18 protein-coding genes and 1 riboswitch are annotated in these 20,866 nt (G+C 70.7%); of the genes, 10 read left to right on the top strand and 8 right to left on the bottom strand.

Annotated features, from left to right (window positions below):
* Positions 1-29: 29 nt before the first annotated feature.
* Complete coding sequence (locus tag CDO81_RS23540) at positions 30-1,028, bottom strand: TRAP transporter substrate-binding protein (protein WP_088485694.1); 999 nt, start codon at positions 1,026-1,028, stop codon at positions 30-32.
* Between the two features lie 113 nt (positions 1,029-1,141).
* On the opposite strand from CDO81_RS23540, the gene CDO81_RS23535 reads away from it, so the two are divergent.
* From CDO81_RS23535 to CDO81_RS23515, 5 genes are all read left to right on the top strand, one after another.
* The gene (locus CDO81_RS23535; protein ID WP_088485693.1) at positions 1,142-3,055 is read left to right on the top strand and encodes a sensor histidine kinase; all 1,914 of its coding nucleotides are present in this window, start codon (positions 1,142-1,144) and stop codon (positions 3,053-3,055) included.
* A complete protein-coding gene (locus CDO81_RS23530) occupies positions 3,048-3,656 on the top strand; it encodes a response regulator transcription factor (RefSeq protein ID WP_088485692.1) in 609 nt (202 codons plus the stop codon). Before CDO81_RS23535 ends, CDO81_RS23530 begins: the two co-directional genes overlap by 8 nt.
* 96 nt (positions 3,657-3,752) lie before the next feature.
* Entirely contained in the window at positions 3,753-3,965 is a 213-nt protein-coding gene (locus CDO81_RS23525) for a hypothetical protein (protein WP_088485691.1), read from the top strand.
* 43 nt (positions 3,966-4,008) lie between these two features.
* Positions 4,009-4,611, top strand: a complete 603-nt coding sequence (locus CDO81_RS23520; protein WP_088485690.1) for a 3'-5' exonuclease — start codon at positions 4,009-4,011, stop codon at positions 4,609-4,611.
* A 1-nt stretch (position 4,612) separates the two neighbouring features.
* Entirely contained in the window at positions 4,613-5,230 is a 618-nt protein-coding gene (locus CDO81_RS23515) for a PAS domain-containing protein (RefSeq protein WP_088485689.1), read from the top strand.
* Here the strand turns inward: CDO81_RS23515 and CDO81_RS23510 are convergent.
* Both CDO81_RS23510 and CDO81_RS23505 read right to left on the bottom strand, forming a co-directional pair.
* On the bottom strand, positions 5,194-6,465 hold the full coding sequence (locus CDO81_RS23510; protein WP_088485688.1) for an MFS transporter: 1,272 nt from the start codon (positions 6,463-6,465) through the stop codon (positions 5,194-5,196). The genes CDO81_RS23515 and CDO81_RS23510 overlap by 37 nt on opposite strands.
* Positions 6,462-7,205, bottom strand: coding sequence for a MerR family transcriptional regulator (locus tag CDO81_RS23505; protein WP_088485687.1), 744 nt, complete (start codon positions 7,203-7,205; stop codon positions 6,462-6,464). The genes CDO81_RS23510 and CDO81_RS23505 overlap by 4 nt, the downstream gene beginning before the upstream one ends.
* Before the next feature lie 242 nt (positions 7,206-7,447).
* On the opposite strand from CDO81_RS23505, the gene CDO81_RS23500 reads away from it, so the two are divergent.
* Positions 7,448-7,798, top strand: coding sequence for a hypothetical protein (locus CDO81_RS23500; RefSeq protein ID WP_088485686.1), 351 nt, complete (start codon positions 7,448-7,450; stop codon positions 7,796-7,798).
* 67 nt (positions 7,799-7,865) lie between these two features.
* Here CDO81_RS23500 and CDO81_RS23495 read toward each other — a convergent pair whose 3' ends face one another.
* Positions 7,866-8,849 (bottom strand): serine hydrolase domain-containing protein, encoded by a 984-nt coding sequence (locus tag CDO81_RS23495; RefSeq protein ID WP_144397383.1) that lies wholly within the window; start codon positions 8,847-8,849, stop codon positions 7,866-7,868.
* A 163-nt stretch (positions 8,850-9,012) separates the two neighbouring features.
* On the opposite strand from CDO81_RS23495, the gene CDO81_RS23490 reads away from it, so the two are divergent.
* Both CDO81_RS23490 and CDO81_RS23485 read left to right on the top strand, forming a co-directional pair.
* Complete coding sequence (locus CDO81_RS23490) at positions 9,013-9,723, top strand: response regulator (RefSeq protein ID WP_088485684.1); 711 nt, start codon at positions 9,013-9,015, stop codon at positions 9,721-9,723.
* Positions 9,720-11,006 (top strand): ATP-binding protein, encoded by a 1,287-nt coding sequence (locus tag CDO81_RS23485; protein WP_088485683.1) that lies wholly within the window; start codon positions 9,720-9,722, stop codon positions 11,004-11,006. The genes CDO81_RS23490 and CDO81_RS23485 overlap by 4 nt, the downstream gene beginning before the upstream one ends.
* Before the next feature lie 3 nt (positions 11,007-11,009).
* Here CDO81_RS23485 and CDO81_RS23480 read toward each other — a convergent pair whose 3' ends face one another.
* From CDO81_RS23480 to CDO81_RS28255, 3 genes are read right to left on the bottom strand one after another with little or no spacing between them, the layout of a single operon-like run.
* A complete protein-coding gene (locus tag CDO81_RS23480) occupies positions 11,010-12,353 on the bottom strand; it encodes a hypothetical protein (RefSeq protein WP_144397382.1) in 1,344 nt (447 codons plus the stop codon).
* 57 nt (positions 12,354-12,410) lie between these two features.
* Positions 12,411-14,351 carry a serine hydrolase domain-containing protein gene (locus CDO81_RS23475; protein ID WP_158218401.1) on the bottom strand — a complete coding sequence of 647 codons (1,941 nt, stop codon included), beginning with the start codon at positions 14,349-14,351 and terminating at the stop codon, positions 12,411-12,413.
* Between the two features lie 37 nt (positions 14,352-14,388).
* Positions 14,389-16,200, bottom strand: a complete 1,812-nt coding sequence (locus CDO81_RS28255) for a S53 family peptidase (protein ID WP_158218400.1) — start codon at positions 16,198-16,200, stop codon at positions 14,389-14,391.
* Between the two features lie 54 nt (positions 16,201-16,254).
* Positions 16,255-16,351, bottom strand: a riboswitch (cyclic di-GMP riboswitch).
* Positions 16,352-16,628: 277 nt separating this feature from the next.
* On the opposite strand from CDO81_RS28255, the gene CDO81_RS23470 reads away from it, so the two are divergent.
* Together CDO81_RS23470 and CDO81_RS23465 are read left to right on the top strand one after the other, a co-directional pair.
* The gene (locus CDO81_RS23470; RefSeq protein ID WP_088485680.1) at positions 16,629-17,789 is read left to right on the top strand and encodes a sensor histidine kinase; all 1,161 of its coding nucleotides are present in this window, start codon (positions 16,629-16,631) and stop codon (positions 17,787-17,789) included.
* On the top strand, positions 17,786-18,553 hold the full coding sequence (locus CDO81_RS23465) for a LytR/AlgR family response regulator transcription factor (protein ID WP_088485679.1): 768 nt from the start codon (positions 17,786-17,788) through the stop codon (positions 18,551-18,553). The genes CDO81_RS23470 and CDO81_RS23465 overlap by 4 nt, the downstream gene beginning before the upstream one ends.
* Here CDO81_RS23465 and CDO81_RS23460 read toward each other — a convergent pair whose 3' ends face one another.
* Complete coding sequence (locus CDO81_RS23460; protein ID WP_088485678.1) at positions 18,554-20,758, bottom strand: molybdopterin-dependent oxidoreductase; 2,205 nt, start codon at positions 20,756-20,758, stop codon at positions 18,554-18,556. It abuts the gene before it with no gap.
* Between the last annotated feature and the right edge of the window lie 108 nt (positions 20,759-20,866).

Below are 20,866 nucleotides of genomic sequence, written 5' to 3'. Positions count from 1 at the left end.
GGGGCGCGCGAAGCGCGTAGGGGGTGGTCTTACTTCGGCGCGACGAAGCCGGCGGCCTTGTAGGCGGCTTCGACGGTCGCCTTGCCCACGCGGGATTCCATTTCCTTGTGGACCGGCATCAGCGCCTTCTTCCACTCGTTGGTCTCCGCCGGGGTGGGCGTGTAGACGGTGGTCTTGCCAGCGGCCTTGATCTTGTCCAGCGACGTGGCGTTCTCGGTGGCGGCAATCGCGTTGGCGTAGATGGTCGAGTCCTTCACCGCGCTCTCGAGCTGGGTGCGGATGTCGGCCGGCAGGCCGTCCCAGAACTTCTTGTTCACGATGAGCGCATAGGCGAGGTGACCGTGGTTGGACAGGGTCATGTGCTTCTGCACTTCATAGATCTTCTGGGTGTAGAAGTTGCTCGGCACGCCTTCGGTGCCGTCCACGACGCCCGACTGCAGCGCCTGGTAGAGCTCGCTGAAGGCCATCACCTGCGGGATGGCGCCCAGGGCGCGCATCTGGGCGTCCAGCACCTTGCTGGACTGGATGCGCATCTTCAGGCCCTTGAAGTCGGCCACGGCATGCAGCGGCTTGTTGGCGCTCATGATGTGGAAGCCGTTGTCCCAGTAGGCCAGGCCCTTGATGCCCTTGGGTTCGAGCTTCTTGAACAGGTCGGCGCCGACCTGGCCATCGGTCACGGCGCGGAAGGCGGCGGTGTCGCTGAACAGGAAGGGCAGGTCGAAGACCTCGAACTCCTTCACACCCAGCGGGCCGAACTTGGCCAGCGACGGGGCCAGCATCTGCACCGAGCCCAGTTGCAGGGCCTCGAGCTCTTCCTTGTCCTTGTAGAGCTGGCTGTTCGGGTAGACCTCGACCTTCACGCGGCCGCCGGTGCGCTGCTCGGCCAGTTCCTTGAAGCGCTGGGCGCCCTTGCCCTTGGGCGTGTCCGGTGCGACGACGTGGCTGAACTTGATGACGATGGGCGCCTGCGCGAACGAGGCAAGCGGCAGGGCCAGGGCGGTGGCGAGGATGAGACGGCGCAGGGCCATGGTGTGTCTCCGAATAGTGGGTATGGCCGGCATTCTTCCGACCCACGCGCGCGCCGGGTAGTTGTGGAGTTCCACATTTCGCAGGCCCGGCCCGCCTCTCTAGACTGCAGGGCATGACGTGGCGCGAGTTCCTGCATCGAAGCCTGTGGCTGGCACCCCTGGGGTTATCCCTGGTGTTTGTGCTGGGCGTGCTCGGCTGGGTGCGGGCCAACGAAGCCGAGGAGCAGGAGCAGCAGCGGCAGACACTCATCTCCGATGCGCTCAGCACTGAAGCGCAGTTGCGGGACCGCATTGCCGAGGAGCAGGCGCATCTGCGCGTGCTGGCCCAGGCGCTGGCGGGCGTGGTCCCGAGCGAGGCGGCCCTGGCGGCGCACCCGGAAACAGCCAATGGGCTGCGCCGCCTCTGGCAATCGGTCACGTGGCTGGACGGGCGGTTCCGCGTCGTGGCGGAAGTGTCGGGCCGGGCGGACGACGTGCGCCTGGAAGACGGCCTGTCCCTGCACCTGACCGCACCGGTCGGCACCGACGGCACGCTGGTCGTGCGCTATCCGCCCGCGCTGCTGCTCAAGCGCGGCGTACCCTGGTGGCTGGCGCGCAAGTACGACGTGCAACTGGTGGACAGTGCTGACCAGGTCATCGCCTCCAGCACCGAGTCGCCGCTGCGTGCCGCGCAGGGGCCCCGGCCCAGCTACCGCGTCTCGCTGACCGGGCCGCTGCGCGCCAGCCCGCTGGCCCAGGAGGCGCTGACCGACGCCGCGCTGGAGCTGACCCTGCGCGACCCCGCGCCCACCGCCATCCGGCCGCTGGCCTGGGTGCTGGTGGCGGGCTTCCTGCCGCTCATCGCCGTGGCGAGCTGGCTGCTGCGCCGGCAGATGCGCCAGGTGCAGCGCGCCGAGGTGGCCGGCCGCACCGAGGCGGCCTGGCGCCGTGCGATGGAAGACTCGGCCCTGGTGGCGCTGCGCGCCCGGGACTTCGACGGCCGGCTGCTCTACGTCAACCGCACCTTCTGCGAGTTGGTGGGTCTGCCGGCCGAGCAGTTGGTGGGCCTGCTGCCGCCCATGCCCTACTGGCCGCCGGATTCGCTGGACGAGCTGACCGAACGCAACCGCCGCAACCTCGCCGGCCAGGCGCCGCGCGAGGGCTTCGAGGCGCGCTGGCAGCACAGCAGCGGGCGGTCGGTGGATGTGATGGTGTTCGAGTCGCCGTTGGTGGATGCCGGCGGGCGGCAGATCGGCTGGATGGGCAGCATCATCGACATCACCGAGCGCAAGCGGCTCGAAGAACGCGAGCGCCGCCAGATCGAGACCCTGGCTCACAACGCCCGCCTGACCATGCTGGGCGAAGTGGCCTCCACGCTGGCGCATGAGCTGAACCAGCCGCTGACCGCCATCGCCAGCTATGGCGCGGGCCTGAGCAACTCGCTGGAGAAGCTCGGCGTGCAGGACGAACTCGTGCGCGGCGCCCTGCAGCGCCTGGGCCAGCAGGCCGCGCATGCCGGCCGCATCGTCGCGCGCATCCGCGAGTTCCTGACGCGGCGCGAGCCGCGGCACGAGGCCTGCGATCTGCACGAGGTCATCACCGCCGCCGTGGAACTGCTCAAGCGCGACTGCCAGCGCCGCGGCGTGACGCTGACCTTGAGCCTGGCCTCCGGCGTGCCGTCGGTGCTGGCCGATGCCGTGTTGATCGAGCAGGTCGTCATCAACCTCGTGCGCAATGCAGCCGATGCGCTGCAGGCACGCGAGCAAGGCCGGCGCATCACGGTCAGCAGTCGCGTGGCGGGCGAGTTCGTGCGGGTGGACGTGCAGGACAACGGCCCCGGCCTGCAAGGCCAGCGCGTCGAGCAGCTCTGCGCCGCGTTCTATTCCACCAAGGCCGAGGGCATGGGCATGGGGCTGGCCATCTGCCGCTCCATCGTCGAGGCCCACCAGGGCGTGCTCGATGCCAGCGACGTGGCCAGCGGCGGCGCGCTGTTCTCGTTCAGCCTGCCCCTCAGCCGCGAACCCCATGGAGAGCCCCTGCATGCATGACCCTGGCAGCGTCTATCTGGTCGACGACGACCCTGGCGTGCGGGACGCGCTCGCCTTCCTGCTGCGCTCGCGGGGCCTGGCGGTGCGCCCCTTCGACAGCGGCCCGACCCTGCTGGACACGCTGGACCGCGAGCCCCCGCCGCGCGGCGTGTTCCTGCTGGACGTGCGCATGGAGCCCATGAGCGGCACCCGACTGCACGACGAGCTGCTGGCGCGCCAGTTGCGCAACCCCGTGCTCTTCCTGACCGGCCACGGCGACATCCCGATGGTGGTGGAAGCGCTGAAAAAGGGCGCCTTCGATTTCCTGGAGAAGCCCTACAGCGACAACGCCCTGGCCGACCGCCTGGAGCAGGCCCTGGCGGTGGACGCCGCCATGCAGGCCGAAGGCGCCCAGGCCGCTGAGCGCAGTGCCCGCCTGGCCAGCCTCACGGAGCGAGAACACGAGGTGATGACCCGTGTGGCCGCCGGCAAGCTCAACAAGATCATTGCCGACGAGCTGAACGTGTCGGTGCGCACGGTGGAAGTGCACCGGGCGCGGGTGTTCGCCAAGCTGGGGGTGCGGTCGGCGGCCGAAGTGGCCACCTTGCTGGCCGGGCGCTGACGCCTGGCAACCGCCGCATTCACAAGCCGTAGCAATCCGGCGTCAACCGGGCGGTCGGCGCAACGTTGGTGGCGTACACGGCTGCAAAAGCTCACCATGACCACCCTGACCCTCACCTTCAACGGCCCCACCACCGAAGCCCGTCGTGCGCTGGGCGCCCTGTTGCAGCGCTACCGCAGCGCTCTGTTCGTCGAGCGCAACAGCCTCGAATACGCCGTCACCGCCGACGACGCCACGGCGGCCGAGCTGGCCCGGCAGCCACAGTGGTCGGCCCAGCCGGCGCCGGCCGGCCGCTCGGCGCAGGCCTGAGCAGGAGGCGCTGGCGAGGGTTCCTGGGCGGCATACTGCCGCCATGCACAGACCCCCGCCCCGGGCGCGTCCCACCAGCGAGCAGATCGCGGCGCTGCCGCTCTACCCGGCGCTGCCGCCGCAGGCCATCCAGCTGCTGCGCACGCCTGACCAGCTCGCGGCCGCCGAGGCCGAGCTCCGGGCGGCGGTCCACATCGGCTTTGATACCGAGAGCAAGCCCGTCTTCGTGGCCGGCGCGCCGCAGACCGGGCCCGAGGTCATCCAGTTTGCGACCACCGAGCGGGCCTACATCGTGCAGACCGCCACGCCGGGCGTGTTGCCCTTCCTGCAGGCCGTCATCGAGTCGGACGAGATCGTGAAGGTGGGTTTCGGGTTGGCGTCCGACCGCCCGCAGATCCAGCGCAAGCTCGGCCTGCGCCTCGAGCGCAGCATCGACCTGTCCCACCTGGTGAAGCGTCTGGGCTTCAAGGACGCGGTCGGCCTGAAGGTGGCGGTCGCCGTCGTGCTGGGCCAGCGCTTCATCAAGTCGAAGAAGGCCACCACCTCCAATTGGGCCAACCCGACGCTAACGCCGCAGCAACTGCAGTACGCTGCGAACGATGCCCATGCCTCCCTGCTCGTGTACAAGGCCTTGAACGAGAGCTGACATGAACCTCGCCGCGCACCGCCTGGAATTGAGATTGCGTCAGGCCGTCGAGACCGGGGAATTGGCGTTGTGGGACCTGCGGCCCGAACTGGAAACCGTGCACTACTCCCCCGCCTGGAAGCAGCGGCTGGGCTTTCCGGACCCCGACAGCCCCGACAGCACGCATTTCTGGCGCTGCCGCGTCCATCCTGAAGACCTGGCCCCCATGGTCGAGCGGATGCGCGAGCACATCCGCGGCGCGGTGCCCACGTACGAGGCGCGCTTTCGGCTGCGCAGCAACGGCTCGGGCTACCGGCTGGTGCATTCGCGCGGTCGGGTCATCGAGCGCGGTCCCGAGGGGCGGCCGCTGCGCCTGGTGGGCACCATGATCGACCTCACCGAACGTCCCTGCACGCCTGCCGGCGGACTGCCCACGGGGCCGCGCGGCGCCATGACGGGCTCGCCCATCAGCACGCCGGTGCATCGCCTGCTGGGCGATGTGCTGGCAGCGCCGGAGCGCGAGCGCGTGCTCGCCCTCATTGACGACCTGCTGCAGGCGTCGCTCGACCAGGTCGCGGGCCTGCAGGCCACGGGCCTTGGTGATCAGCCGGCTGACGGGCGAGGCGGCGCCTCCAGGTAGGCGATCTGCCGGATGGGCGTGAGCAGAGCGCCCAGCGTCACCACCGCCAGCAGGCACAGCGAGGCCGCCGTGAAGAGTTCCGTCACGTCCAGCACCCGCAAGGCCGCCCCCGCAGCAGCCGAAGCCAGCGGCGCCAGGCCCATCACGATGAACATGAAGAGCGCCATCGACCGGCCCAGCATCTGCGGCGGGATGCGCCGCTGCAGCCAGCTGTACACAGCCACCTGCACGAAGCCACCCAGGGCGCCCAGCGGCAACAGCAGCAGCGCGCCTTGCCAGGCCGCATGCACATGGCCGAACAGCAGGAACACGCCACCGGCAATGGCATCGATCATCAGCACCGTGCCGCCAAGCGTGGTCAGCCGCCACTGCGGCCGCAGGCCTGACACCGCCATGCCGGCCAGCGCACCCAGGCCATGGGCCGCCAGCATCACGCCCAGCGCGGCCGCGCCGCCAGGCAGCCGCTCCGCCGCCAGGACCGGTAGCGCCACCTGGATAGGGCCGCCCACGAAGAAGGCGATGGCGGCGAAGTAGAGGAAGAGCGCGCGCAGCTCGCGGTCTTGCCAGCAGGCGCGCATCGATTCGGCAATCGCGCCCAGCACGGGCTGCGCGTCCTGCACTTCGCGCGGCGCGGTGCGCACCCGGGACAGCGTCCAGGCCGAGATCGCGAAGCTCACCGCGTCGAACCCGAAGGCCATGGCCAGGCCCTGGCCCTGCAGGGCCGGCCCGCCACCGCCGGTGACGAGCAAGCCCGCCAGCACCGGCCCGAGCAGCAGCACCAGTTGGCGCGCGCCCATCAGCACGCCATTGGCAGGCTGGATCAGCGCCGCCGGCACCGCCTGCGGCAGGATGGCACTGCCCGCCGGGTAGCTGAAGGCGGTGGCCAGGCCAATGGCCAGCGTGAGCGCATAGACCAGCGGCAGCGTCAGACCGCCGTGGGCGGTCAGCCCAGCCAGCAGCGCGAGCAGGCCGAAGTTGATCCATTTCGTCAGCAGCAACACCGTTTTCGGCGAGTGCCGGTCCACCAGCGCGCCGCCGACGAGGATGAACAGCGCCCGCGGCAGGCTGCCCAGCGCCAGCACGGTGCCGAGCACCAGCGGGTCGTTGGAAAGGCTCATCACCAGCCAGGGCAGAGCCAGCAGCGTGAACTGGTCGCCCAGCATCGACAGCAGGCCGCCGCCGAGCAGCCAGCGGAAGTTGGCATTGCCGAAAAGTTCGCGGCGCGGGTCGTTCATGACGGTTGCTCCGTGGGCAGACTGGCCTTGGCCTGTTTCAGATAGGCCAGCAGGTCGGGCGTGACGCCGGACTGGCGCGCCAGCTCGGGCTCGGCGGCATACATGCGGCGCATGGTGTCTTCCATGCCGGGGGCCAGGTTGGTGAACTGGCGCTGCAGCACGAGCCAGCGGCGCACGATGTCCTGCACCTCGGGCGAGGCGGGGTCACGGCCGGCGTCCTTGGCGGCACGGGCCTCGGCCACCAGCCGGGGCCAGGCGTCCTCCACGGCTTCACGCGCGGGCGCCGGCATGGCGTCCCAGTGCTGACGTAGGGTACGCATCTGCTTGGGCGTGAACCAGCGCTCGTGCACCCGGCGCATCTGCATGGCGTCCAGCAGCACTTGCACCGCATCACCGCCGTCGCCCTGCGTCGCCAGGCGTCGCGCGGCATTGCGCAGGGTCTGCAGCAGGGTCTCCTGTGCCATCAGCTGTGCCTCGATCTGCTCGATCTGAGACTGCAGCACCGCGGCCAGCGGCTGCGGTGCCTCGCCGTCCAGCAGCGGGCCGATGGCCTTCAGCGACAGGCCGGCATCGCGCAGGGCCAGCACGCGGTGCAGGCGCAGCACATCGGCTTCGCCGTAGCGGCGGTAGCCCGCGTCGCTGCGGCTGGCCGGGCGCAGCAGGCCGAGCTGTTCGTAGTGGTGCAGGGTGCGCACCGTGAGGCCTGCTCGCGCGGCCAGCTCTCCCACCGTGTAGTCCATGTCCAGCTCGTTTTCGTGACGACGGGTTGCATCATGAACCCTGACGTTGCGTGAGGGTCAAGCCATGCGCCAAGCCGATGCGCGGTGTCGCGAAGCGGGGCGCGGAGGCCCTGACCTGGGGCGAACCCTGATTGAAACCGAATGGAACCGTGATGTTGTTTGCGCTCCCAACTTGGCACGGCGTTTGCGAAGGAGAGGCTGCCGAGGCGACTGGCCTCGGGGCATTTAAGGAGTACCTCACCATGACGACCTGGACCACCCTGCGACCCCTCACCCTGACGGCCGCGCTGCTCGCCACCCTGACGCTGACCGCGCCGGCGATTGCCCAGGAACCCACCGTCCCCGCCGCTGCCGACCGTCTGCTGCTGCGCAGCGCGCAAGGCGAATACCTGCTCGATGACGGACGCACCCTGCGCGTTCACGTCGGCGTGCGCCGCCTGGGCGTCGCGCTGGACGAGAGCCCGCTGGAGACCTGGCGTGCCGAGAGCGCCGAACTGCTGGTCAGCCCGGACGGCCTGCGTCGTGTGCGCCTGTTCCGCAATGGCGATGGCAGCGTCGAGCGCATCGCCTTCGAAACCGACCGCGTGCGTTGATCCGCGGTCACCGAGCCGGCCTGCGCCCCTGACGCGGCCGGCCTCTTGATTTCCCTGCTGGCTGCGCTCAACGGCGCGGTTCGCCATCCATCCAGGCGGCGCGAATCAATCGCCCGCAGGCCACCGAGGCGGCCCCCGGCTTGGTGCCAGCGTCGTCGCTCACCGGCGCCTGGCGAACGTCCCGCGCGATCAGCCCGTAAAAGCGCTTGTCCGCGCTGATCCACGGGTAGAAACCAAACGCCCCGGCGCTGCTGAAGGCGCCATCGCCCACCTGCGGGTCGTCCTCGACCCAGTGGCCGATGCTGTAGTGCCAGGCTTCGGTCTCGGGCACGGGCGTCTTGACCGCTTCGTTCGGGCAGACCTGCGGGTTGGTGCAGACCGCCTGCTTGCCCAGCCATGCGCCCAGCTGCAACTGGCCGGTCATCAGCGCGCGCAGCAGTCGGCTGTAGTCGGCCGCGCTCGTCACGCCCCCGCCGGCGGGCATGGCCTGGCTGTAGCTGAACGACCAATCGCTGCCCAGCACCGGCGCGAGGGTCTGGCGCACCGCGAGCGCGAGACCGTCCGGCCCGAGCGAGCCCAGGCCCATCGTGATCGCATGCTGTTGCATGTGGCCGCCGTTGTAGTCGAAGCGGTTTTCAGTGGCCGGGTTCATGCGCCCGCGGCCGTTGATGAGGCTGGCCTGGCAGGCGGCCACGCTCTGGTCGGCGCGGCAGATGCGGTAGTAGGTGTAGCCGCTCTGGAAGTGCAGGAACTTGACGTCGTCGGCCGTGAGCTGCCCCTGGCGACGTTCCGCGGCGAAGGCCGCATAGACCCATTTCGAGGCCGAGGCGATGGCCATCTCGGTGAGCCGCTCCGGCGCGCCATCGCCCACCTTGCCGCCCACCAGCGGCTGCGTTGCATTGCCCAGCTCCCAGTAGAAGGGCTGCACCGCGACGCAGGCGGCGGCCTTTTCGGCCGTGAGCCGGGCGGCGCTGGCGCGCTGCACGGGCGTGGGGTCGGCCGCTTGCGCGAGGCCGGTGGCAAGAAGCAAAGCGAGAGGGATGCGACGCATGGCAGTCTCCGGTTGAGGTGATGCCATGCTGCCCAGCCGCGGCGGCGCGAAGGTTGCGGCGCCGGTTGCAGTGCTTGCAGGCCCTGACGCGGCGCCGCCGGCTGCAAGGATTTGTCATCGTTTTGCGGCGGTGCCCGCCGCCGCGAGCGCGGCCGTCCCTAACATGCCGCGCATGAGTCGCATCTTGATCGCCGACGATGAAGCCGAACTGCGCGGCCTGCTGCAGCGCTACCTGACCGAGCAGGGCCTGTCGGTGCGCGCGGTGCCCGATGCAGCCCAGGCCGCCCAACTGCTGGCCCGCGAGCGCTTCGACGTGCTGGTGCTCGACCTGATGATGCCCGGCGAAGACGGCCTGTCGCTGTGCCGCCGACTGCGGGCCCAGGGCGAGACCATCCCCATCCTGATGCTGACCGCGCGCGGCGAGCTGGTCGACCGCGTGCTCGGCCTGGAGATGGGCGCCGACGACTACCTCGCCAAGCCCTTCGCACCGCGCGAGCTGCTGGCGCGGCTGCAGGCCATGGTGCGGCGCCAGCAGCAGCTCGGCGCCCACCTCGGGCCCGCGGGCGAAGAGCCCCTGCAGTTCGGCGACTTCACGCTGCATCCCACCCAGCGCCGCCTGCTGCGCCAGGGCGCCGAGGTGGACATCAGCACCGTCGAGTTCAACCTGCTGCGCGCGCTGGCCAGCCAACCCAACCGGCCGCTGGGCCGCGAGAAGCTGCTGGTGATGGCGCACGGCGACGACCACGGCGTGAGCGACCGCAGCCTGGACGTGCAGGTCATGCGACTGCGCCGCTTGATCGAGGCCGACCCCAGCGCGCCCCGCCACATCCAGACGGTGTGGGGCCTGGGCTACGTCTTCATCCCGGAGCCATGAGCTTCGCGCCCCGGACCCTCTTCGGCCGCAACCTGTGGCTGATCGTGGCACTCATCGTGGTGGGCCAACTCGTCAACGCGCTGGTGTATGCCCAGCTGGTGGCACGGCCGCGGGTCAAGCAGATGGCCGAGGCCACGGCTCGCAGCCTGCAGGCCGTGGGTGAGGGCCTGCGCCTGCTGCCCGAGGCGGAGCGTGCCGGCTTCGTGGCCCGCTTCAATGCCCGCGCCGCCGGCGCGTCCACCGACCCGGGGCGCGCCCGGCTGACCCTGATGGAGCGCACCTTCCTGAGCGAGCTCGCGATGCAACTCGGTGAAGACCCCGCGAGCCTGGCCTGGCGTCGCGAGTCCGGCGGGCTGCTGTCGGTCCGCGTGGGGGCCTACTGGCTGGCGGTGCCGCCCGTGCAGGCGGCGCACCGCTTCGCCCGCATCTGGCTGATTGCCAGTGGGGCCAGCGCGCTGCTGGCACTGCTGGGGGCGTGGTTGATCCAACGGCGCATCAACCGCCCACTGGCCCGGCTCGTGGAGGCGGCGCAGGCGGTGGGCGCCGGGCAGCGCCGGCTGCGCCTGCCGACCGACGGGCCCGCAGAGACGGCCGCGCTGGCGCGCAGCCTCAACGAGATGGGCGAAGCCCTGGCGCGCGACGAGGAGGAGCGGTTGCTGATGCTGGCCGGCCTGTCGCACGACCTGCGCACGCCGCTGGCCAAGATGCGCCTGGCCAGCGAGCTGCTGCGCGACGGCGGCAGCGGTGATCCGGCCCTGCTCGACACCCTGGAGCGCAGCCTGCACAGCCTGGACGGGCTGTTGACCCAGTTCCTTGACTACGCCCGCGCCGCCCACCCCGGCGAGCAGGAAGCACCGGTGGCGCTGCCCCTGCGCGAGTTCCTGGCCGAGACCCTGGTGCTGGCGCCCGGCCTGCCGCAGCCGGTGCTGGCACCCGGCCCTGGTGTGACGCGCACGGCGCGACCGCAAGCGCTGCGCCGACTGGTGCTCAACCTCATCGTCAATGCCCAGAACCACGGCGCGCCGCCCCTTGAAGTGGCCTGCGGCGAGACCGGCGGCGCGGCCTGGATCGAGGTGCGCGACCGCGGCCCCGGCATCGCACCCGACCGTGTGGAGGCGCTCAAGCGCCCCTTCCAGCGTGGTGACGCGGCGCGTGGCGGCACGCCCGGCTCGGGCCTGGGCCTGGCCATCGTCGAGCGCATCGCCACGGCCGAAGGGGCACGGCTGAGCCTGCTGCCGCGCGAGGGCGGTGGGTTGGTGGCGCGGGTGGCGTGGCTGCCTTGATCGTCAGCGTTTGCTGAAATCCTGGCCTGACGCGAGCTGCCGCAGCACCTTCAGCGGCCCGCCCTCCACCAGCGCATGGAGCCGCGCCTCGCGCGCCGCATGACCGCCGCAGCCTTCGTGGCGCCGGACATCCTGCCCAAAATGCACCTCGAACATCGATTGCGCCACCGGGGGAGTGAGGTCGTTTCGCATGGCATGGCTGCGCTCTGACCAGACCGGCTCGTCCTGTGCACCCAGTGCTTCTGCCAGGCCCAGGAACTGCAAGCGGTCCAGCATTGACGACTGGGGGTCGTCCCACAGCAGGTTCACTGCATGCAGGCAGGCGCCGCGCGCCAGGGCTGAATCCTTTGCTGCCTGGCAGCTCTGGATCAAGTCGAAGCGGGAGACCATGTCTGATTGGTGCTGGCGAACGGATTCGATGATGCCCAGCGCCTCCTCGCGTTCCAGCCCCGGTTCCGTCAGCGGCAGGAGGGTGAGTAGTTGTCCTATCACGGCAGCGCTGTGCACTCTGGCGTATTGAGTGCGCGCCAGCGCCTGCCAGTTTTGTTCCGCGATAGCGTCCCTGCTGGGTGAACGGACCAGCCAGGCTGCCACGTTGGCAGGTTCCGTCTCCTGCCAGCGTCGGTGCGCCGCAGCCCAGCAGTCGACGTTGGCTGAGCAGCTCATCGAGCGCCCGGCCCAGATCGAGGCCACCACCGGGTCCGTGGTGGTCATCGCCTGCCGCTGGGCAGCTGCCAGCCTTGCCTCGCGCACATCCCACGTCTCATGAAAGCTGCCCTGCGCGAGCACGGCTGCGACGGTCAGGCTGCGAGGGTCGCCCGCCCGATCCAGTTGCGCCGTCCATCGCGCAGCAATGCGCTCGCGAACGGCCCGGCGTGCCTGCTGGGTTGGCAGCGCCATGGTGGCCTTCACCCGTTGACTCACGGCCTTGGAGTTCCGGTCCTGCGGGTCGAATGGGTAGCTTTGCTCCAGCGCCTGCAGATACTGGGCGTCGGCCTGGGCGTAGTGGGTACACCATTGCTTCTCGATGGTGGCCAGCAGGGCATCATGCCGGAGCTTGGCTGGGCCGGTGTCACCCGGATCGTCTACCTCCGAGTTGCCGTTGTCGGGCGCTACAGGGCGAGGCTCTGGCGACGCGGCATTCACATCGGAGCGCAGAGGCTGGTCAGCCTGCGGCGAGGATGCCGGCCCGGCCGCACGGGGGGCTCCCATGCCGGCCTCATCGGCAGCGGGGCGCTCGACGCAGCGCCAGCCCCACAAGGCGGCGCCCACCATCAGCAAGGCTACAGCCCAGGCCCAAACGCGCCCGTAGCGCCCGCGGGATGATGACTTCTCTTCAAGGGTCATCCACAGATTCTGTGGAGGCCCCTCGCGAGGGCCTAGCGATCCCGTGGTGAAGAGGTTTCAGCGTGCCGCCACGAAGCGGTACTCGTGCTGCGCGTCCCGCAGGACCAGGGTCGGTCGGGCGGCCTTGTCGTCGCGCACCAGCTCGATGCCGCCGAGGCCCGGGTCGATGGTCATGTAGCTTTGCGTGCCGTCTTCGTTCTTGCGCAGCGCGACCTCGCTGCGCCAGTACGCGAAGACGAAGTGCAGCTTGCCGGCCTTGCGTTCGATGCGCAGCGGGCCCAGGTCGGGGCTGGCGTAGCGGGCAGCGAGCGTCTTCATCGCCTCGGCCGGCACGGGCAGGGTGAGCAGCTGGCGCATCTTGTCGGCCTCCGCCTTGCGGTTGGCGATGGCCACCTTCAAGCGCTCGTCGGCTTCGGGGCGACCGTCGAACAGCACCTCCAGCAGCTTGCGCTGCAGCGGGCCGCGCAGCAGCACGCCCGCATCGGCGTTGGTCAGGATGGTGACGCCCGCGTTGTACTCGGGCAGCCAGATCATGTTGGAGTGAAAGCCCAGCAGGTCGCCGCCGTGCGAGGCCACGGTGATGCCGTACTGCCGGTCCACGAACAGGCCCATGCCGTAGGTGACGTCTTCACCCACCATCACCTGCGGCTTGTAGCGCTCGGCCCAGTTGGCCTCGCTGATCAGCGGCTGGCCTTCGGGAGTCTTGCCCTTGTTCAGCTCCATCAGCACCCAGCGGCTGAAGTCGTTGGGCGAGGTCCAGACCGCGCCGGCGGGCCGCGCCGGGATGATGGTGCGGTTGACCTCCATGCCGGCGCGCCGGGTGCTGCCGTCGAAGGCGTCGCCATGCGGCCAGGCGCGGTTGCCGCGCAGGGCCTTGCCGTAGTCGAAGGTGGTGTTCTTCATGCCGAGCGGCCCGAAGAGCAGGGCCTGCATCGATTGGTCGTAGGCCGCGCCCACCTCCACGCCGGGCTTGAGGGCGGCCGCGGCGATGTAGCCGCCGGCGCCCACCATCAGGTTGCTGTACTGGAACACCTCGCCGAACTTGCTGGTCGGCTTCATGGTGGCGAGCTGGTCAAAGGTCGTGCTGGCCGGTGCGGCGCTGTTGCCGAACAGCCATTCGAGGTCTTGCCGCGGCATGCCGGTGCAGGCGCACACCAGGTGCTTGATCTGCACGCTCTTCGTCACCTCGGGGTCGGCCAGCCTGAAGGCCGGGTAGGCCTCGGCGGCGGGCTGGTCCCAGCGCAGCTTGCCGGCGTCCACCGCGCGGGCGAGCAGGGCGGTGGTCATGGCCTTGGTGTTGCTGGCGGCCATGAAGAGGGTGTCGCCATCCACCGGTTCGGGCTTGCCCAGTTCGCGCACGCCCAGGCCACCGGCCCAGACCACACGCCCGCCGTCGATGAAGCTCAGGCCCACGCCGGGCACGCCCAGCTGCTTCATGCCCTGTGCCACGAAGGCCTTGAGCTGCTCGATGCGCTCGGGTGTCAGCGGCTTGGCCGTCTTGCCGGCGAAGCTCTCGCGCGAGTAGCCCTGCGGCCGCAGGCTGCTGAAGAACTTGCCGATCGGGGCGCCGCGCTTCTCCAGCGTGGCCTCGGAGGCCTGCAGCAGCAGCACGACCCAGGCCTTGCCGTCGCCGGTGCTGCTGCGCCGGGCGATGGCCTGGACGGCGAGCTTCTCGTTGGGCGAGGTCTCGTAGTCGAACACCTGCTGGTCGACCCAGCCGTTGCGGCTCGGCCGTGGCGTGGCCAGGCGCAGTGTGCGCTTGAAGTCGGGTTGAGCCAGCGCCCAGGCCTGGGCCACGGCGTCGGCCGCGTCCTTGGCCGAGGCCAGGTCGACGACGGTGACGGTCGCGTCGCCCTCGGGCGCGGTGAAGCGGGCGACCGGCCCGTCCAACCGCGCGGCGAAGGCGTCAGGCGGGGTGTAGGTGTGGCCGGCGGACGTGGTGTCCGCCTGGGCGGAGAAGGCGGCGGCCAGCAGGGCCGCGATCAACAGTCGACGCATGGGGGCTCCTGGAAGAGGCCCCATGCTAGGGCGGGGTTCAGGCCGCCGCGATCGTCACCTTCACCGTCGCCGTCGTCGTTTGCCCCAGGTTGTCCTTCAGGGTGATGACGAGGTTGGTGGTGCCGGCCACCGGCTTGGCCCAGCTGACGCCGATGGCACCACTGGTGGCCGAGAAGCTCATGCCGCTGGGGGCGCCGCTGATGCTGATGGACAGCGAGGTGGCGCCCGGCGCACTGTAGCCGATGGTGGCCGACAGCGCCTTGCCGGCGGTGCCGGTCAGGCTGGTCGTGGTGATCTGCGGGCCGCTCGTCGTGGTGGTGGTCGTGGTGCCGGTGGAGCCAGTGGTGGTCGAGCCCGAGGTCACGGTCGCGCCGCTGAGGGTGCTCAACAGCGCGCTGGCGTTGGGCGTGCCCCAGCCCGTGGGGGTGTCGTAGCCGGTCTTGGCGCTGCAGGTGGTGCAGGTGCCGTTGTTGCCGCTGGCCACGTCGGCAAAGGCGGCGGCGTATTGCGTGGGGACGGCGCCGATCTGCTGGTAAAGCACCGCATGCGGCTGGCCCAGCACAGCCTTGGACGAGGCCACGCGCAGGGCATTCGCCACCGTGATCAGGCCAGCCCATTGCGGGGTGGACAGGCTGGTGCCGCCCGCGCTGACCCAGCGCACCGTGGTCGAGCCTTGGGCGATGGTGGCGACGTACTGGCCGCTGTTGGGGTCGGCGTTGAAGGCGACGTCGGCCACGGCGCGGCGGGCGTAGCCGCCGAGAGTGCCGCTCTGGTAGCTGGGCAGGGCCACGTAGGCGCTGGTGCCACCGCCAGTGCCACTCCAGGTGGTTTCGCTGCGGGTGCCGCTGCCGCTGTAGCTCAGGGTGGTGCCGCCGACGGCGACCACCTTGCTCGACACGGACGGCCAGGACACGGCCGCGCCGTTGTCGCCGGTGGCGGCCAGGTAGGTCATGCCGGTGCCGGAGAAGACGTTGTCGTAGCTGGTCGTCCAGCTGCCTTCCGTGGCGCCGAAGCTCATGGAGACGACGCCCGAGCCCATCTTGTTGGCCAGGGCCACGGCGTTGGACAGGCTGGTGACGCCGGCATCCGGCGCCTCGATCAGCACAAGGCGCGCCAGCGGCGCGATGGCATGGGCCCACTGCACGTCCAGCGCGATCTCGGTGGCCCAGCCGCTGTCGTAGGCCGGGGCGGTCGAGGTCAGCGCGCCGGCGCTGGTGCTGTAGGCCACCACCAGCTCGCAGGCGGTCTTGGAGGCGGCGGCCAGCGGCAGGCTGGCGCCGGCGGCCAGGGTGCGCGAGGTGCAGGTGGGCAGCCCGAACTTGCTGTTGAAGGCGGCGAGCTCGGCCACGATGTTGGGGTCGTGCTTGGCGTTGACGATGTAGATCGTCTGGCCCGCGCCCAACTGGGCCGCCTGGGTGGTGGTCAGGCCTGTGGTGCTGGCCGGCAGGGCCGGCAGGCCGTAGGCGGCACGGATCTGGGCGGGCGTGTAGACGGTGACGGCGGTGGACGTCGCCATCGGGCTGGCCTCGCCACTGCCGGCGGCCGCGGCGCGGGCGCGCAGGGATTCGTCCAGCCGCTCGCGGGTGAGGCCGCGGGTGGCGACGCCGGCCAGCGCCTGGGCACGGTGGGGCGTGGCACCGTTGTCGGGCTCGGGCAGGTCAACGGCGGCCGTGTGGAAGGTCGGCTGGGCCGTCACGTCGGCCCCGGCGGTGCCGACGAGGTCGACCTCCAGGCTCACGACGGAAGCCGAAGCCGTCGCCTGGACCGTCGGGCTGTCGGTCGTGCCGCCTCCGCAGGCCGTCAGTGCGGCGGCAGTCAGCAGGCTCAGGGTCCAGGAGAAGGCGGTCATGCGCATGGCCAGGGTCTCGTGCAGGCGAGGGCCACGCGAATCAAGACCAGCGGTCTTGGCGGCCCCGCTGCCATGGCGGGCTGCGGTTGCAGCGCGCGGTAGGCCGGAAGCTTTGCGTCCCCGCCTTTCGACGGGTTTGCCCTCAGGGTGGATCAAACGTTTGCAGTCTAGGCGGGGCGACTCAGTTGTGCACGAGGCGTCTTTCGTTCCTCGTGAACTACGACTCGTTCCCCGCCCAGACCGATTCATGCCTGAAAGTGTCTGCGGCCTCCGTGAACGTGCTTTAGCCGTTGTGTGTCACGGCCGACATGCCGGTCGCGCCGCCGGGCCGCGGCTCATGCGCCGGGCAGGGCCTCCCATGCCGCCCAGGCTGCGGTCCATGCAGGCCACCGCGTCGCGCGGTCGATGCCGTCCCTACAGTGCGGGCCATGGACACCCCGCGTCATCCCCTTGCCGACGGCAACCGCTTCCAGCGTGCCTACTACCGTTGGGCCCTGCCGCATTACGAAAACATCGGCCGCGACGACCCGGTCCTGCGTGAGCGGGTGGAACTGGCCGACATCTATCTCTACACCCGCTCCGGCCTGGGGGCCTGGGCCGGCTGGTGGCTGGTATTGATCGGCGGCGCGCTGGCCTTGCAGGGGCAGGGCGCGTCGTGGGTGGCCGCTGTGGGTGCGACGCTGCTGATCTGGGGCGGCTTGACCAGCGTGTTGCTGGTCGCCTGGCTGGCGCCGGCCAAGGTGAATCCACGGCAGCTGATGCTGAAGTTCCTGCTCGGCGCCGTTGCCGGCGCCGTGGCTATGACGCTGGTGCTGATGGCGCTGAAGGGCATGCCCGAGTCGTTGGACCTCGACCGGCTGCTGCGCGTGCTGCGGGTGGTTGGCCCGCTGGCCATCGGCATCCTTCTGCTGCTGGCCTTCGTGGCCCGGGCCGGGCAGGCCGCTCGCGACAACCAGCTCGCCCGCCTGCAACTCGTGGCCGAGCGCGATGCGTCGGCCCGCGCCGCGGCGCAGGCCGACCTGCGACTGCTGCAGGCCCAGATCCATCCCCACTTCGTCTTCAACACCCTGGCCACGCTGCAGCACTGGGTGGACCGCCGTGACGACCGGGCCGGGCCGCTGCTGCGGGAGCTCACCGGCTTCCTGCGCCGCAGCACCGAGATGCTGGGCCGCCCGACCGTGCCGCTGGGAGACGAGGCCCAGGCCGTGCGGCATTACGTCGCCATCCTGTCGGCGCGGCTGGAAGGGCGGCTCAAGGGTGAGGTCGACATCGATCCCGCGCTCGTGGAGCAGCCGCTGCCCCCCGGGCTCGTGCTCACCCTGGTGGAGAACGCCGTGGCCCACGGGCTGGAGCCCAAGATCGGCGATGGGCATCTGTGGCTGAGTGCCAAGCGCGAGCCTGGCGGGCGCTGGTGCGTGCGCGTCGACGACGACGGCCTGGGGCTGGCCCCCGAGGCGCAGGACCGCGTCGGCCTGGCCAATCTCCGCCAGCGGCTGGCGCATCATTTCGGCGACCGGGCCAACTTCAGCCTGCAGCGCCGCCCGGGAGGTGGCACCCGCGCCGAGATCACCCTGCAAGACGCACCATGACCCGACTGCTGATCGCCGACGACGAACCCGCGCCCTTGGCGCAACTGGCCGAAGCGCTGGCCGCAACCTGGCCCGAGGCGCGCATCGTGGCCCAGGCTCGCCACGGCGCCGATGCCTGGGACCAGTGGCTCGCGCACGAGCCCGAGGTCTGCTTCCTCGACATCCGCATGCCCGGGCTGACCGGGATCGACGTCGCACAGCGCATCGCGGGCCGTAGCGAAGTGGTGTTCGTGACCGCCTACGGCGACCATGCGCTGCAGGCCTTCGAGGCCGGCGCGGTGGACTACCTGGTCAAGCCGCTGGACGCTGCGCGCCTGGCCCAGACGGTGGCACGCCTGCGGCAACGGCTTCAGCGGCCCGCGGCGCCGGCCGGGCAGGCGCTGCAGCAACTGCTGGCCCAACTGGCCCACCAGCAGCCGAGGCCGGCCTGGCCGGACACCCTGCAGGCCGGCGTGGGCAAGGAGGTGCGCTTGATCCGCGTGGAGGACGTCGTCTACTTCGAGGCCGACAGCCGCTACACCCGCGTGGTCTACCTGGAAGACGGCCGCCAGCGCGACGCACTGCTGCGCACCCCGCTGAAGGACCTGCTCGCCCAGCTCGACCCGGCCCGCTTCCAGCAGGTGCACCGCGCCACCGTGGTGGCCAGCGCCCGCATCGCCAGCGCGTTGCGCGACGACGAAGGGGGCATGCAGCAGCGCCTGCGCGGCGTGCCGGACGTGCTCGCCGTGTCGCGGCCCTTCCAGGGGCTGTTCAAGCCCCAGTGATCAAGCCGCGCTGATCTCCACCGCCACACCGGACAACACCGCGTTGCCGCTGAGCGGGTCGCGGTCGGCGTCGTCGAGCAGGGCATTGAGGTTGACGCCGGGGCGCTCACGCGCCACCGCCAGCTGCACGCCGGCCAGGTCATGGCCCCAGCCGTGCGGCAGGCTCACCACGCCGGGGCTCATGTCGGCACTGCGCTCGACCCGGGCGATCAACTCGCCCACCGCGCTCTTGATGCGCGCGAACTCGGCCAGGCCCAGGCGCTCGGCGTCGCCGGGGTTGACGAGCAGGGTGCAACGGTCAGGCCCCTTGGCCAGCACCGGCAGGTTGTGCATCCAGCTGTTGCCCGAGCGTGTGTCCCGCCGGCCGATCAGGCTGAAGGCGGGGGCCGGCTCGGCGCGCACCTGGGCCAGGTCGGCCAGGATGGCTGGCGGAGCGAGTTCGATCTTGCCGCTGGGCGTGCGCAGCAGCTCGGGGATGCGAGGCACCAGCGCGCCCAGGTCCACGCCGCCGCCCTCGACCGTGCTGGCCGCCTTGACCTTGGCCAGGTTCAGGCCCTCGGGCTTGCGGCCGAACTGGTCGCCATAGGGGCCGACACGCAGCTGCAGGTCCACCAGCCGCTCGGGCCCACGCCAGGGTTGCAGCGCCGCCAGCACGGAAGCCGTCTGATCACCCGCGAAGCGGCGCACGTCGGCCTCGATGGCCTCGTCATCCAGCTGCTGCACATCCACACCCAGGCCGCGGCCTTCCAGCAGCGCGCACAGGCGCAGGATGGTCTGCCATTCCTGCGGCGTGCCGGCCGGGGCCTCGAACACGGGGCCGCTGAAGCGCGCGTGGTTGCGGTGGCTGAGCTGCGGGAAGGCGACGTCGAAGTGCAGGTCTTCCAGCGGCGACAGACCCGGCAGGATGACGTCGGCATGGCGGGTCGTCTCGTTGACGTAGATGTCCAGGCTCAGCATGAAGTCCAGACCCTCCAGCGCGCGGGCGATGCGCGGCCCGCCCGGCGTTGACAGCACCGGATTGCTGGCGATGGTGATCAGCGCCTTGACCTGGCCCGGCCCGGGCGTCTCGATTTCTTCGGCCAGCAGCGTGATCGGCAGCTCGCCGTAGACCTCGGGCGCGCCGGAGACGCGGCTCTTGCGCCGGCCGGTGGTCACGCCCTTGCCGATGCCGGGGCGGCCCTGGGTGTTGGCGGCGAAGGCAGCTGCCTTGGCGAACATCGCGCCGCCTTCGCGGTCGAGGTTGCCAGTCAGCACATTGATCAGGTCCACAAGCCACGAGTTGACGGTGCCGAAGCGCTGCGTGCAGGTGCCGATGCGGCCATAGACGGCCGCGCGCGGGGCGGCGACCAGTTCGCGGGCCAGGCGGCGCTGCGTGTCGGCCGGGATGCCGCAGCCGGCGGCGGTGGCTTCGGGGGCAAAGGCCGCGAGCGCGGCGCGTGCCTCGTCCAGGCCGTTCAGGTGCTCGGCCAGCCGACCGGGCTTGACCAGGCCTTCGTCGAACAGCGTGTACGCGATGCCTGCCAGCAGCAGCGCATCCGCCCCGGGCCGGATGGCGAGGTGCTCGTCTGCTGCCGCGGCGGTCTCGCTGCGCCGCGGGTCCACCACGACGATCCGCCCACCGCGGGCCCGCATGGCCTTGGCCTTGCCGCGGTAGTCGGGCACCGTCCACAGGCTGCCGTTGCTCACCATGGGGTTGGCGCCGAGGATGAGCAGGTAGTCGCACCGCTCGATGTCGGGCAGCGGGATGGACAGCCAGTGGCCGAACATCAGCGCGCTGCTGAGCTGCTTGGGCATCTGGTCAAGCGTGGAGGCGCTGAACACGTTGCGCGACGCGAGCGACTTCACCAGCCGCGGCGTGTAGGCCAGCAGGTTGACCTTGTGCGCCGCCGGGTTGCCGATGGTCAGCGCGACCGCATCGGCCCCCTGCTCGCGCCAGACCGGCAGCAGGCGCCGCTCGATCTCGGCGAAGGCCTCGTCCCAGCTCGCCTGCACGAAGACGCCGTCCCGCTTGATCAGCGGCGTGCGCAACCGGTCGGGGTCTTCATGCAGGTCCTTCAGGCTCACGCCCTTGGGGCAGAGATAGCCGTGGCTGAAGACATCGTTCTCGGCGCCGCGGATGCTGATCACCTTGGCACCATCGGTGCGGATCTCCAGCCCGCAGCAGGCCTCGCACAGGGGGCAGATGCGGTAGTGGCTTTCGGGCATGGGGTGTCTCCTGGCGCGGTTCTTTTCGAACCAGCCAGCTTAGCCCTGGGCGCCCGGGGCCGCCCGTCGCGCAGGCGACGGCCACCAGGTCTGGGGTGCGGTCCTGGG

The sequence above is a fragment of the Roseateles puraquae genome, from assembly GCF_002205845.1.
In the GTDB taxonomy this organism is placed as follows: Bacteria; Pseudomonadota; Gammaproteobacteria; order Burkholderiales; family Burkholderiaceae_C; genus Pelomonas; species Pelomonas puraquae.
This window is presented reverse-complemented; position numbering and strand designations above follow the sequence as displayed.